The following is a 15,339-nucleotide window of genomic DNA, read 5'->3' on the forward strand; positions in this document are numbered from 1 at the left end:
GGTCGATAGACAGAGACTGTGAATGCAGAGGCCTCTCGGCCCCCGCCGGACTCATCCCGGCGGGGAGAGAGGAAACGGGGTACAAATTAGCGCACCACCGTGATCTTCTGCGTCAGCGTCTGCCCGCCGACGTGCAAGCGCCCGAAGTAGACACCGCTGGCCAGCTGGCTGGCATCAAACGGCACTTCGTGTACCCCCGCCTGCTTGCGCTCATTCGTGAGCGTAGCGACGCGGCGGCCCAGCATATCGTACACTTCGAAGCGTACGTCTTCGGCTTCGGTGAGCGTGTACTGCACGGTGGCCTGGCTCTGTACCGGATTCGGATACGCCGTGAGCGTAAGCTCGGTCGGCAGCACCTCATCAACAGCACCATCCACAAAGGCCTGTGTACCAATAGCCACACGCAGCGTAATTTCGTCGCTGTCGGGCTCAAGCGTGACCGTCGAGTTCGTGCTCAGGTCGTACGTGGTGCCCGCGCTTGGATGTAGCAGTGCAGCCTCGCGCCCATTCAGGGCCGTCAGATCGCTAAAGCGAATCTCGACGGGTCCCTCTGCCTGGGTGCGCAGCGTAAGCGTGAAGGTTTCCCCCTCGCCGCTCATCGTGCGCTGCGACCGCATCAGGGGCGGCTGCGTCTCTGCAGAAGCAAGAGCCTGGTCATCAGCATCCGGCTGGATGCGCAAGCTGACTGCTTCGAAGGCGCTTGGCGGCCCCACAAGGGGCTTGGCCGTTGCGCTCGACTCCGTGACCCCCAGCTGTACCGTCGACGTTACGTCGGGCCGGTCAACCAGCGTAGCCGCCATGCTTATCAGCGGATCGGTGTCGGGCGTAGCCGCTCCCGCCGTTTCAGAGGGCGGTTCGGGCTGTTCTTCGCCAGGCTGGAGAACCAGTTCGTTAAGCCCACCATCGTTCAGGAAGTAGTAGGCTTCTCCGCTCATGGCGGAGCCCAACGTTTCCGATTCGCTGAAGGCTCCATTGAAGGCCCAGAGCGGCTGGAAGCTGCCCTCGTTGAGCGCTTCTACTGCAGCCCAGTCGAGGTCCATACCCATCGGGTTCGATACAATGTTCCAGCCGTCGTGCAGCGGCACGGCGACGCGCCCGTCAGGACGGTCGAGCTCGATGGCATTGTATTCACCTTGGTGCTCCCAGGCGCTCTGCCCGGTGAGCCAGAAGCCACGGCCCGGTTCAAAGGTGAAGGTTTCCGTTCCATCGTATTGAACCAGCGCGTCGGCATCGGCACCATTGTCCCAGTACGCTTGCCAATCGAGGCCCACTTCACCTGCTACCACATCGCTCATTGGGAGGCTAATGTCTCCCGGCAGTGCCACAAGGCGGTAGTTGGTGGCATCAGCGGCCTGACCGCCAAAGTCGCGGCTTACATCCACAGCGAGTTGCCCCACCGTTGCCGCAAACTCAGCGCGAGCTTCGCCATCGGCGTTGCTGGCGGCAATCGACACCGTCGATATGCCAGCGCCGGTCGGCGTCACTGTCAGCGTGCTCCCTTCCAGTGCCGCATCTACCAGTGCTGGATTCGAGGCTTCGATGCTATATTCGAGGCCATCGCCAATGGGGTCTGTGAACACCGTGCTGAGGTCTACCTCAAACGGCGCTCCTCCCAGAGTGAGCTCCTGATCGGCCGGGGCATCGGCGATCGTCGGGCCATTTTCGCCGACAACGGAGAGCACAGCTGGCGTGTAGCCAAACGTAGCCCGTGGGTCGTTCGTGGACACGCCAAGGCCGAAGCGACCTTCCTGTCCGTACACACCCACATCCAGACCTTCCGAATCGAAGGTAACCTGCACCGATTCGCTCTCACCGCTTCCGATGGAGCCGGATGCCGGCTCGACGTTTGCGATGAACTGTGGCACAAAGGCAATGTCTACAGCCAGATTGTTCTCGATGTAGTCTGTGCCGAATGCGACCTGCAGCCCATCTGAGCCGTCGGCGTTTTCGACACCTACAGTCGCTCCACTGGTTGGGCCATCCATATCCAGATACTGGTAGCGGATCATGCCCTCCGCTGTCAGAATAATCTGGAAGGTGTACGCATCTTCTGTTTCACCCAAGGCAAAGGGCGGAACCTCATTGTACTGAACGATGAAGCGATTATTTTCGCTATCGTCGTACACGTAGACGTTGCCTCCTGCATCCGGATTCAGGTCTACCCAGAACGGAGCCACAATGCCATTGGGGGCACCAGGCGTTGGGATTTCCTGATTGATGAAGTAATTCCCGCTCGGGCTATCGAAGAACAGGAATCCGTTGTTATCCACACGGACGCTTGTCTTCGCTTCTCCGTAGAAGTCAAACTCGAACGGCAGATCAACCTCAACGGACGGTGTGCCGAGGAAGTCATCGGTAAGGTCGAGTGCTACAGCATTCTCGTTTTCGCTGATGTCGACCCACTCGAAGGAGGGACCGCCGAACTCGTTACTATCGATCCAACGATAGCCAAAGCCGTCGGGCCCGCCTGCACCCAGTTGCACCGGGTGTCCTTGACCCGCATGCGGGTCGGCATCTCCTTTCTCAAAGGAGCGCGTGCCGTTCACTACACTGGAGGTGTTGTTTCGCTCCACCCCGGGCTGGCTCAGTACGTTCTGAGCAGCAAATGCCGGGAAGCTGTAGTTGAGCGTGCTTCCACTGTCTCCATCGTTGGAGATCGTGAGCGGGACGTCCTCCTGTGTATTCGTTTGCTGCACGTTCTGCAGGACATCGGGGTTCAGCGCGAGCGCCGGAGGCACAAGGCCTTCGCCTTCTACCGGCAGCGTCACTGTCTCATCCTCTCCGATGTTCGTCTGCAGCGTGATTACTCCAGAACGCGTACCAACGGCCGTCGGAGCAAATTCTACGCTCACTTCAGTCGTATCATCGCGCACGTCAAACGCCAGGTCGTCTTCGATAATGAAGTCCTCAGAGTCAGACGTCACGCTGTCGATGATGAGCGGGTTGCCACCGGCATTGCTGATTTCGAACGTCAGTGTTCTGCTGGCGCCAACCAGTGTGCCATCAAAGGTGAGCGATTCCGGATCGAGTGCGACTTCGGGCGGCCCGGCGTCTACCAGCATATCTACCGGTACGTCGAGCACACTTTGCAGCGGATCGTTATTCAGGATCCGGATGCTTCCCGTGTATGGTCCTGGCTGAATGTCGCCGTTGAACGTGATGGCCAGCTCTTGCTCGCCATCTGGCGTCACGGTGCCTTCGTTGGGCTCAACCGTCACAGCGTCTGCCGGAAGCGGACGCACGCCCGGTTCACCTTCGACTTCAGAGAAGCCGTCGGCACGCAGGAGCCAGTTGCCGGGAATGCCCAACTCGTCGTTGTTTCCGAAGAGCCCGTTGTTGGGCAGGTCTTCGACGTCAAGTGCGTTCGGTCCGGCCAGGACGGTCCAAGAGGCGCCCTGCGGCGAACTGCTCTCATCGAGCGGTGCCGGAAACTCTCCGTCGGCATGATCACGATAGATCGCTGCCACGAAGAATACCCCCTCTACCTCCACCGGAGCAATTTCCTCGGTGGTGAAGGTATCTGTGTGCGGCGCTTCTACCGTTGTTTCAACGGATTGCAGCAGTACCGCATCGCTGGGGTCGCCATCGTTGTTTGGATCGTTGTAAATCAACAGCTCAGCCGGGCCTCCTTCAGGAAAGCCGCTGCCTTCGCTTGATGCCCACGCCGACCCCAGATTATCGATGACCGTCGCTTCTTCGACGGTTTCAAAGGCATTCAGCCAGAGAATATCACCGCCACCTTGCGTGCCCAGCGCGTTCTCACTCGATCCATCGTCGAGCTGATACACAAAGTCGCTGGCCTGGTAAGGCGCAGCCGACATGAGTCCAGCACGCGAGGGTGTGTCCGAGGCGAGAAGATCCGCGTTGCCGGTGTGCTGCGTGGCAGCATCGGCGCTGTAAGGAGCGGATACGGCAGATGGAGCCAGGTTAGCTGCACCACCCACGATGTTGACCTCATACTCGAGTTCGCCTTCGCCCGCGTTGCTTACGAGAAGCGTTTCTTCAAGCGTCTCCTCGAACGGAACGGTTACATCGAAGGATTCCGGATCGGCTGCAATGGAAGGAGCAGCGAGTCCTTCGCCAACAACAGCGACCTCAGCGGTCGGCTTGTTCTCGGCATTGCTTTCGATGGCAATAGTGCCAACTCGCACGCCGGTCTCAGATGGCGTAAACTCGACCTCAATTTCAGCCGTCTCGTTGTAAGCCAATGGTCCGGCAGACGTCGTAAGCGGCGTGAAGTCATCCGCGGCCGACGTAATGTTAGCGACCTCAAGGGTATCGCTACCCAGGTTGGTGATGTCGAACGTGAGGGTACCCGTGCTTCCCACCAGACGCTCATCGAACTCCAGCGTACGCGGATCCAGCACAATCTGTGGCGGACCGGCGTCAATGAAGAGTTCGACAGGCACATCGAGGGGGCTGTTCGCAAAGTCGTTGCTGAACAGGCTAATGTTGCCCTCGTAGTTGCCGGGATCAGAAGCCGTTCCATCGAACGTAACGGTGAGATCCTGGCTTCCGCCCGGCTCAACCGTTCCTTCGTTTGGAGCAACAGCAACGATGGGCGCGCCCGCATCAGCGCGGAGGAGCCAGTTCCCCGGCAGGTCGACATCATCGACGTTGGCCGGAGGCACATCGTTGGCCCCAAGATCTTCCGCATCAAAACTGTTCGGTGCACTGGATCCAACGACCCACGAAGCACCTTCTGATGTGTCCTGATCTTGTGGAGCCGGGAACTCGTCTGCTCCCTGATCAACATAGAGCGCCGCCACGAAGAATACACCTTCGACCTGTGTTGGGGCGATGGAGGCTTCCGTGAACTCGTCGGTGTGCGGGCTTTCAACCGTCACCTCAACGCGATCAAGCAAGACCGCATCGCTGGGGTCTCCGTCGTCGTTCGGATCTTCGTAAAGCAGGAACTCAGCAACGCGTCCTTCAGGAACACCTTCCTGTCCAGAAGCTCCCCAGGCCGAAGCAATCGAGGTTATTGTGGTTGCGCCGTCGACAACTTCGAAAGCGTTCATCCACATCACGTCGCCCCCATCGGTCAAGCCGATGGCATCTTCGGAGCTTCCGTCGTCTACCTGGTAGATGTAGTCGCTGGCCTGGTAAGGCTGTTGCCCTGCCGGGCGTGCATTGCCCGAGGCCTGAAAGGCATCGGCGTTGGCCGAGCTGGTGCGTCCGGCAAACGGAGCAGCTACCGCACTCGGTTCTACGTCTTCGCCATTGGTGCTAAACACCGCCTCGTATTCGAGGTCGTTGCCGCCGCTGTTGCTTACGCTAAGCGTGCGCTCGGCGATCGATCCGAGATCGACAGTTACGTCGAAGGCGTCTGGATCTACAGCGATTTCAGGCGCTTCCAACCCTTCGCCACTCACGGAAACCGTAGTTTCAGGAGCGTTGTCGGCATTGCTCGCTACTGTAACTGCTGCATCGAACGTACCGACCGAGGTTGGAGCGAACGTGACCGGAATGCTTACCGGGGCGTCGTCGAACGCCACTGTAATTGGCGTTTCAACGTCAACCGCGAACTGGTCGCTATCGGACTCGATGCTGGTGATCTCCAGATCTTCGCCGCCGGTGTTGTTGACGGTGAAGGATGCTGTAGCTTCTCCATTTTCGAGCACCGGATCGAACGCAATTTCAGCCGGATCCACCGCAATTTCGGGCGGGCCCGCAGTTACGCTGACGTTGAACGGAATGACAGACGTTGCTGCATTCGGATCGTTGCTTGCAAGCGGCAGGGTGTTTTCGTAGTCCCCTGCGCCCACGCCGGTTGCATCCAGCGTTACGGTGATATCATCACTGCTTCCACTGGAGAGCGACCCGGAGGCCGGGCTCACATCAGCAATGAAGTCGGGGACCGCGGCAATGTCTACCGCCAACCCGTCTTCGACATAGCTGGTATTGAACGCAACTTGAAGTCCATCCAATCCCTCTGCATTCTCGACTCCAACCGTAGCTTCTTGGGCTGGGGTCATTGAAAGGTACTGGTAACGGACCGCTCCATTGGAATTCAGGATCACCTGGAAGGTGTTTGAACCATCTCCACCAAAGAACGGGATATCCGTGTACTGAACGATAAACTGATTGCCATCGGCCAGATAATGGACGCTTCCACCGCTCGACGGATCAAGGTCATCCCAGAACGGGGCGATAATGTCGTTCGGATCGTCCGTATTCGGGATTTCATCGTTTGAAAAGTCCGTCCCGTCGGCTCCAAACGTCAGATATCCATTCGACCCAATCGTGACTTCTTCTTTGGTCTCTCCGTAGAAGTCGAAGCTAAAGGGCAAGGACACCGTTTCCGAATCGTCATCACCAAGTGTGACGGAGGTGCCCTCACCGGTAATGTCGGTCCAGTTGAAGGACGGTCCGCCCGGCTCATTGCTATCGATCCAGCGGTATCCGAACTCATCGGGTCCACCCGCGCCTAACAGCACCGGATGACCGGCTCCAGCATTGGGATCTTCGCCCTTGCTAAAGTTACGTGTCAGCCCAAGGGATGACGTATCGTTCGTTTCGATGCCCGACTGGCTCAGCAGATTCTGAGCAGCGATGCTGGGGAAGCTGTATTCGAGCGTGCTTCCCGCACTTCCGGTGTTTTCAACAGTGAGGCTTGTTGTCGTCGTACTGTTGATCTCAAGCGACGCATCTACCGACGCAGGGCTAAATGCCAGCTCGGGAGCCGGGCCTGTATTGGCAGACGGCGAGTTCGAAAGGTCGGAGCTATTGCCAAGTGCGTCAATCGCCTTGATGGAAAAGTAGACCTCTTCCTCAAACGGAAGGCCCTCGGCAGTGAAGCTTTCAGTTTCGCCTGCTTCCTGCGGGGCTGGTAGGCCCTCGATAGGCGTTGCCGCGTCGAACGCAGCCTCGCTATCAATCGGGCCATCCGTGCTGTAACGCAGATCATAGCCCGTGGCTGTGCCTTCATTTCCTGCTTCTCCGGTGGCCGTCCATTGCAGATTCACGACGGCGCCGGGCGTAATGTTGTTAGGCGTGACCACAGTCAGATCCGTAATGGGATCGGGCGGCGTGTCTTCAGCACTCAGAGCTGCAAACGCATTTACGCGCGGGCCGATAGGTTCATCGGCGATCGTTTCGTCGCCTGTACCCACGAGACGCGCCTCCACCTGCTCAGCCGTAAAGCCGGGCTCGTTCGACGCAATCAGGGCCGCGGCTCCTGCAACGTGCGGTGCTGACATGGAGGTACCGACCCATATGTCGCCCCCATACGTGCCTTGTGACGTATGAATGGTGCTGATGGTGGGATGGTCGAACGCCTCGCCTGTAGGAGCAGAGATGTCTACCCAGTCGCCGAAGTTCGAACCAGAATATTTGTCGTCATTGTGCTGCGTACCCGCAACGGTAAAAGCAGGCTCGTAATAGCCCGGATACCATTCGTCGTCCGAGTCACTATTTCCAGCAGCAACCACTACGATGCCTCCATCCATGGGGGCATCTGGGCCACCTGCTTCAGCCACAAAGTAGTCAATGGCGTCAAGCAGCGGCTGTTCAAACACGCCAGGACTGGTGTATCCCCAACTATTGTTGGAGATAATAGCACCGTTGTCGGCTCCGTAAATCAGCGCTTCGGCGAACCCTGTCACGCTGCTTCCGAATGTCAACCCTGTCATGATGCGCACGCCGCTATCGGCGGTGCCATCACCGCCGGCTACGCTTGCTACGCCTTCATTATTGTTGTTGCGCGCAGCAATCGTACCTGACACGTGCAGACCGTGCGAGTTGCCCTCTTGCGAGGGGTCTACAATTTCAGGATTCGCGGTGCCATCAGCAAAGTTGTAGCCGTAAATGTCGTCGACATAACCATTGCCGCAGGTGTCGGTCCCGTCTTCTTCCTCACACGGGTTGATCCAGTAGCTGCCCTGCATATCGGGATGATCGAGCTCAATGCCCGAGTCAATCACCTGAACAATGACCTCCGAGCCCCCCATTTCGATGTCGTGGGCCTCAGGCAGATCAATGTCTGCATCGGGCGTTCCCCCCGTTTGTCCGGTATTGTTGAAGTGCCACTGATCTTCGTAAAGCGGATCGTTGGTCACATCGAGCCGTCCTTGCTCAACGTTCTCGACGAGTGCACGAACACGCTCAGTGCGTTCCGCGCGCGTCCCAACCTGCTGCTTTTTCAGCACATGGTCAGCCATTTCGACATTTGCGTCGGCATGGAAAGCGCTCACTGCGCTCCGCGTGATGCTCTCGGCATCTTCGGCCAGATACACGCGATACCACCGATCGAGCCCCCACTTGGCGTGGCGCTCGGCGTGGCGCTGATCCGTCGGAAACATGCGCTCGATGCGCTGGGCATCGAACTGGGCACTCAGCGCATCAATGCTGCTGATGCCCATCTGCGCAACATCGCCTGCATTTGACAGGCTGATGCCCGACTTTGCACTTTCGCTCACCTTAACGTGAAAGACTCCGTTTACGAGCGCATCGCTGGGCGCATCGTGATTCAGCGCTTGTCCCCAGGCCGTCGGGGCCAACAGGAATAGCGCCATCATCACCGGCCAAGCGCGCGCTGCACTTGATTGGATCCAATCCCACATTGCGGCCATGTGCCCCTCTGGGGGCCCCGTGCCATTATGAGATGGATCTGTATCGTTCCAATGATCCATAACTGCAGTTGGTGTACGGTCAGAAAATTGCGAGTACCGTGTACTGGCTCCATCTTGGTGGAGACCGGATGTACCTGAAGACACACTGGGTCCCTGTAGCCGCTGGAGTAGATTGCCGTACGGCGGTAGGGGGCGAACGCCCTTCCATGCACACGGAAAGCCGTCCACTGCCCAGCATTCTTAAACTGTCTCAATAAGGCATCGGCGCGCATACAACGATACGAACTGACTCGATTATGCGCTTGGGGGACAAGCAGGTACGGCTTTGAACCGCACCTTTTGCACGATGCGTATATTATCGTAACATGACGCTCACAGAAGGGCAAACATGAACTTCACTTTTATCGTGAACAAGGGATGAACTGACCTGCAGATGCGGAGGTGTGTTTTTTGTACGATGGCAGACGTAAGGCAGTATCTGTTGCGCACGATGCTGCCTTACTCGCCAGCGGCCACAGGCACCCATGCGCTGTAGTAATGCTGTGCACCAAGCATCACAATCGACATCCCAGCCAGAAGCATGGCCAGTCCAGCAAAGGCTACGCCCCACCCCCACACATCGGCAGCAAAGCCCGTTGCCACGCTGCCCGTTGCCCCTAACACCATGTAGCTGGTGCGGATAAGCCCAAATCCGGCACCGCGCTCATCGGCGCTGAGGTGGTCCATGAACTTCGGAAGCAGCGCAGCCCCCCAGCTCATGGCAATGCCCACACAACCAGTGGCTACAACGAGCGCCTCCATGCTGCTTCCTACCACAAAGAGCCCGTACCCTACGGCTCCAACAGTCGTTGCTAACGTAGCCGCAGGGTACCGCCCAATACGATCAGAGAGCCCGCCCACAAGCGGCTGTCCCAGTCCCTGCACCACGAAATAGGCCGAGAAAAAGACACCGGCTCCTGCTTCTGTGTATCCATGGTGGGCGACCAGAAAGGTGGGAAGAAATGACGCAGTGGCCTGCCACACAAACGCCCCCACAAATGCAAGAGCGCCTGTCCACAAGATCGGCGGACGCGCCAGCAGCTCGGCAATAGGGCGTACCCGAATGCGTGTCCATACGGCGGTGTCTGGACGGCTTGGGGGGGTGTCGCGGACGGTCTTCACGAAAAGAAGAGCGGTGGGGATGGCCACCATAGCGCCAACGGCAACGGCGTATCGCCATCCGAACATAGCGCCCAGTGTACCCGCAGCAACCGGCGTAAGCACTCCGGCCAGGGGCGCTCCAGCAGAGTGGATGCCGATCGCTGTACCCGTTTGGCGGAACGTGCGCGTAAGCAGCGAGGTCGCCGCGCTGTAGTGCAGCCCGGCCATTGCCCCGAGGGCCACCGCTGCAGCAAAAAAGAGCGCGTACCCGTCTGCAATTGCCAAGAGTCCACTGGTTATAGCGGTACCTACTACCGCTGTGAGGACAACAACCCGCTCGCCCAGCCGATCGCCCAATAGGCCGCTGGGAAACTGCGAGAGCGCATAGGCCATCCACATCCCCGTAAGCGCAGCACCAATGGCCCCGTTCGACACCCCGAACTCGGCACTCATAGCGGGCACTACTGGACTAATAGCCAAACGCGCAGCCATCGTCGCGAAAAAGGCCAGGGTACATGCGGCCAATACGGCTCCGTTATAAGACCACAGGTTCACAGCGCAGTCAGCTTTGGGCGTAAAGATTGCGAACACCTGCGATACGAAAGGGAACCCGCTGCGGTCCTGTAGCGCGCAACGTGCCTGCAACATTGCCGGGCATTCCATCGGATTATCGCATCCGCAATTCCGTACTCATCAGCAGGTGTAGCAATAGCTTCCCACTTTGCGTAATGCACCTGGTGTAATTTGGGACGCGTACTTGTTACGTTATCTGATCCTTGTTTCAGTCGGGGCTTCTATGATGGGCGTTGTACAAAAACGGAGCAGTCCTCTGTACGTAAACCGTTCCAGGGTGCCCCTCTCGGTTTTAACAAGGGCGTTACGCCTACTACCCCCAAAATCACGAAGCCATAATGAACAATGCCCAATCCACAAATCTATGAGCAACGCTTGCGTGCGCCAATGCTTTTACATATGCCGTCGATACTTTTGTAAGTGATGCGCGGGGCCTGCTCAACGAGCCACAACCTGGCTCGGAGCCATGCATGAAGAACCCATGCGTGCAGACGCCCCTTACTCTGAGTTAGTTTACATGCTCGGCTCTACACAAGTCGAGCGGTCTTCTTGGCCCTGTGCGGGCTCCGATCCCGACATGTAAACATCTCTTGCAGATGAACGTGGTAACGAGAGTCCTTTGAATCTAAATACCTGTAGGGCAATGAATAGCGGTAGCCCCACCAACGGTACAGCCTCGGCGCGTACCACCCTCGAAAAACCAGCCCCAACGCAACGCGAGGAGCTTATTCAAGCCCTGGCCACTGGTCAACTCTCCCTCCACAAACTTCCGAAGGACCTCCCAGCGCGCGAGGCGGCGTCGATCCGGCGCGAGGCGCTTGAGCAAGCGGCCGATACCAAAACCAAAGGACTTGATCACTATTCGTTTGATGCTGAGGTCGTGTCGACCCGCAATTGCGAGAACCTCATCGGCGTGGCCCAGGTGCCCATGGGCGCGGTGGGTCCGGTACCGGTGCGCGGCGACTACATCAATGACGACCGCTACGTGCCACTGGCCACCACCGAGGGCGCCCTCATCGCCAGCGTGAACCGTGGCTGTGCCACCCTGCGGGCGGCCGACGGGGCTATTGTGCATGTGGAGGACGTAGGCATGACGCGTGCCCCCGTGTTTCGCACATCGGGCATCCGCGAGTCCACGGCCTTTACGGATTGGGTCGAAGACAACGAAGATGAGATTCGCACACAGGTTGAGGCTACCAGCCGCTACCTCAAGCTGAAAGACATCCGCCCGTTTTCGCTGGGCTCGACCGTGTTTCTGCGCTTTCGCTTCTCCACCGGCGACGCCATGGGCATGAACATGGCTACACTCGCATGCAATCAGGTCATCCAAGACCTCATTGTGCCCGAAACAGGCGTCGAGTTTGTCTCGCTTTCGGGCAACTACTGCGTCGATAAAAAGCCTTCCGCCGTAAACGTGCAAGAAGGTCGCGGCAAGCGTATCTTTGCCGAGGTTGAGCTTAGCGAGGAGGTGCTGAAGCGCTACCTGAAAACGAATGCGGAAGACCTCACCGAGGTGCAGTACCGCAAGAACATGCTTGGCTCCACCGCAGCGGGTTCCATGGGCATGAACGCCCACTACGCCAACATGGTGGCGGCCTTCTTTGTGGCCACAGGCCAAGACATCGCGCAGGTTGTTGAGGGCGCGCTGGGCACCACCTGCATCGAAAAACGGGGCGACGGCGGCGTGTACATCTCCATCTTTATGCCGGATGTGCCGCTCGGCGCCATTGGGGGCGGCACCACGCTGCAGACGCAGTCGGATGCGCTCTCGCTCATGGGCGTGGCGCTCGACCCCGACGAACCGGGCGCTGCGGCGATGCAGGTAGCTGAACTGCTGGGGGCAACCGTGCTCGCGGGCGAGCTCTCGCTCATGGGGGCTCTCAGCTCGCACCACCTGGCACGGGCCCACAATGACCTGGGCCGCCCCACCCCGCCATCGAACGGCCACGCCGCACAGTAACACCGCCGCCCCGTCGCTTTTCTGGATGCGCCTTTATGCACGAAACGACCGTCCGCGCCCCGGCCAAGCTAATCCTGATGGGTGAGCATGCGGTCGTATACCAGCGGCCCGCGCTGGTGGCCGCTCTCGGCCTCTGGATGCATGCCACCGCCGCTCCCAAGACTACTGCTGGCGTTACGCTTCAGGTGGATGCGTGGGGCCACACCGAAACCACCACCTGGCCTGCCATCCGGGCCTATGCCGACGAGATGCGGTCCCGCTGGCGCGACTATGCCGCCTACCCCACTGCCGAGGCCTTCGCGCACCTGCGCAGCACCGACCCCACGCACCTCATTAAAGTGGCGCTGGGCGAGGCTGCCCGCGCTGTCGACATCACTCCGCAGCCGCTTACGCTTAGCGTGCAGTCCGATCAGCCGGTGGGGGCCGGATTCGGAAGCTCGGCTGCCCTCGGAGTGGCGGTGGCGCGCGCTTACCTCGAAGCCCACGAGGCGCCCTTCACCCACGACTTGCTCTTCGACATTGCCCTCAACATCGAGCGGCGCCAGCACGGCACCCCCTCGGGCGTCGACCCCGCTACCATTCTACGTGGCGGGCTCCTGTGGGCCGAGTCCGACAATGACGCGCTGCACTGGCACTCGGTGGAAGCGCGCGCGCCGGTGCTCTCCGACATCCGGATCTTTCACACCGGCGCGCCCAACGAATCCACCGGCACCGTGGTCGATGCCGTGCGCGCCCGCCGGACCGACGACCCCGATGCGTTCGAAGCCATTATTGACCGCATCGAGGCGGCGACGCGTGCGCTTCGCGATCTGCTCTCAGCCCCCGACGTGTCGCCTTCGGCGCTGGTCGACCTCCTGCAAGAGGGTGAGGCCTGCCTCGAAGCGCTCGGCGTAGTGCCCCCAGCCATCCGCCACCACATCCGCCAGATTGAAGCACATGGCGGAGCCGCCAAAATCTCGGGCGCGGGTGCCCTCACCGACCCACATGCCGGCTCGCTGATCGCGTATCATCCCGATCCGACCACCGACCTCTGGGACGACCTGTCTTCGTTCTCTTCGTTTAACGTGCCTCTGTGTGTGCAGGGCGCACATCCTCTTCAATCCGCCCACGTGCATGGCTAAAGCAACCGTTGAAGCTCCCTCCAACATCGCCTTTGTGAAGTACTGGGGCGTCGAAGACATCGACCGCGCCATTCCGCGCGCGCCGTCGCTGTCGATGACGCTGCGCCGCTGTGCCTCACGCACCACTGTTGCCTTCACCCCCGATGCCGACACCGACGACACGGTGCTCATGGCCGATGCCGAGGGCACCCTGCATCCTGCCGATGACGGCTTTGCCGAGCCCGTCGTGCAGCACCTGAATCGCCTGCGCACCTGGGCCGACCGCCCCGGCTCATTCCGCGTGGCCACACAGAATAGCTTCCCCGCCGCTGCCGGACTCGGCTCCTCGGCCTCGGGCTTTTCGGCGCTTACCCTGGCGACGCTCAAGGCGCTCGACACCTGGCCCGATGCCGCCACCCGCTCGGCGCTTGCCCGTCAGAGCGGCTCCGGCTCCGCGGCCCGCTCGGTACTCGGCGGATACGTAGCCTGGCCCCACGGCGACAACCACGCCGCCGAACCGGTTGCCCCGCACACGCACTGGGACCTGCGCGATGTGATCGCGGTCGTCGAGACCGATCCTAAACCCGTCTCCTCGCGCGAGGGGCATCAGCGCGCGCCCAGCAGCCCGTTTTACGAAAAACGCCTGTCGCATCTGCCTGAGCGCATGCAGACCGCCCGCGCGAGCATCGCGGCGCGCGACTTCGACCGCCTGGGTCCGCTCATCGAAACCGAAGGCGTAGAACTGCACCTCATCACCATGTCGTCGCAGCCGCCCATCTACTACTGGAAACCCGCCACGCTCAAGGTGCTGGAGGTTGTGCGCGCCATGCGATCCGACGGACTCGCCGCCTACGCCACGATGGATGCGGGCGCCAACGTGCATGTCATCTGCCCACCCGAAGACGAGCCGCAGGTCGCCGCTCGCCTCGATTCGATGCACGCCGTCCACATGGTCATCCGCGACGGCGTCGGACCCGGCCCCACCACCGACGTCGATCCGCTGTTTTAGCATTGTCTTTCAGGGGAACGCACAGCCCACTGCCTCCCTGATTGCCCGGATGCAGTTCGCCCGGCCCCGGCCTCCCGTAGCGGGCCTCGTATGTGAGCGGCCGTGCTCGTCTCATTTGCCTCTGCCAGTTTGCCACGCGCCATGCGCCCAGTCACCTTTGTAAAGTGGGGCGGCAGCCTCATCACCGACAAAACGGGCCGCTTCTCCGTACGCACGGATGTGCTTGAGCGCCTGGCCGACGAGCTGGCCCGCTACCACGCCGCCCCCCCCAACGCGCCGATCGTGCTGGGCCACGGCAGCGGCTCGTTCGGACACGTTGCCGCCCGCGAGGCCGGGTTCGATCCCGGTGCCCCCCTCCCCGATCCGGCACCCGCTTTGAGCCAGATCCAAAAGGCAGTGGATACCCTGCACCGGCATGTGGTACACGCCCTGCGCAACGCCGGACTCCCCGTGTTTTCGTGGGCACCGTCCAGCGCGTTTGTCACAACCCGAGGCACCCCCGAACGTAGCTCATCAGATCCCGTGCATCACGCGCTCTCTGCAGGAGCACTCCCCGTCACCTACGGCGATGTCACGCTCGACACCAAGCACGGGCTGAGCATCTGCTCCACCGAAACCGTCTTCCGTACGCTTATCGACGCGCTGCAGCAGCAAGGCCCCCCTGTCGCTCGCGTGCTCTGGTGCGGCAACACCGACGGTGTGTACGACGCCAACGGCCACACGCTGCCCGACCTCACCGCCGAACAAGCTCGCACTATGATTGGCGATGTGCATGACCCCGACGGCACCGACGTCACCGGCGGAATGGCATTGCGCCTGCGCACCGCCAGCGCCCTTGCCGAGCAAGGCATCGACTCGCTGCTACTGAATGGCACCGTGCCGAACCGGTTTGCTGCGGCCCTCCGCAACGACCCCGATGCGCACCGCACACACATTGCTGCTGGGTAGCTATCGCATAGCTGTCGCCAGCAGCACCTCAACGCC

Annotated in this window: 6 protein-coding genes; 4 read left to right on the top strand and 2 right to left on the bottom strand. The window is 60.3% G+C overall.

Going from position 1 to position 15,339, the window contains the following annotated elements:
- Positions 1 to 86: 86 nt before the first annotated feature.
- Both CRI93_RS02695 and CRI93_RS02700 read right to left on the bottom strand, forming a co-directional pair.
- A complete protein-coding gene (locus tag CRI93_RS02695) occupies positions 87 to 8,633 on the bottom strand; it encodes an Ig-like domain-containing protein (RefSeq protein ID WP_098061080.1) in 8,547 nt (2,848 codons plus the stop codon).
- Between the two features lie 438 nt (positions 8,634 to 9,071).
- Positions 9,072 to 10,268, bottom strand: coding sequence for an MFS transporter (locus tag CRI93_RS02700; RefSeq protein WP_098061298.1), 1,197 nt, complete (start codon positions 10,266 to 10,268; stop codon positions 9,072 to 9,074).
- A 661-nt stretch (positions 10,269 to 10,929) separates the two neighbouring features.
- Here CRI93_RS02700 and hmgA point away from each other — a divergent pair.
- The 4 genes from hmgA (at position 10,930) to CRI93_RS02720 (ending at position 15,303) form a co-directional block, all read left to right on the top strand.
- Positions 10,930 to 12,246, top strand: coding sequence for a hydroxymethylglutaryl-CoA reductase (NADPH) (gene hmgA / locus CRI93_RS02705; RefSeq protein ID WP_098061081.1), 1,317 nt, complete (start codon positions 10,930 to 10,932; stop codon positions 12,244 to 12,246).
- A gap of 35 nt (positions 12,247 to 12,281) precedes the next feature.
- Entirely contained in the window at positions 12,282 to 13,367 is a 1,086-nt protein-coding gene (locus CRI93_RS02710) for a mevalonate kinase family protein (RefSeq protein WP_098061082.1), read from the top strand.
- A complete protein-coding gene (gene mvaD / locus CRI93_RS02715; RefSeq protein WP_098061083.1) occupies positions 13,360 to 14,355 on the top strand; it encodes a diphosphomevalonate decarboxylase in 996 nt (331 codons plus the stop codon). The genes CRI93_RS02710 and mvaD overlap by 8 nt, the downstream gene beginning before the upstream one ends.
- A gap of 141 nt (positions 14,356 to 14,496) precedes the next feature.
- Positions 14,497 to 15,303 (top strand): isopentenyl phosphate kinase, encoded by an 807-nt coding sequence (locus CRI93_RS02720; protein WP_098061084.1) that lies wholly within the window; start codon positions 14,497 to 14,499, stop codon positions 15,301 to 15,303.
- The last annotated feature ends 36 nt before the right edge of the window (positions 15,304 to 15,339 follow it).

The sequence above is a fragment of the Longimonas halophila genome, assembly GCF_002554705.1.
Classification (GTDB): Bacteria; Bacteroidota; Rhodothermia; order Rhodothermales; family Salinibacteraceae; genus Longimonas; species Longimonas halophila.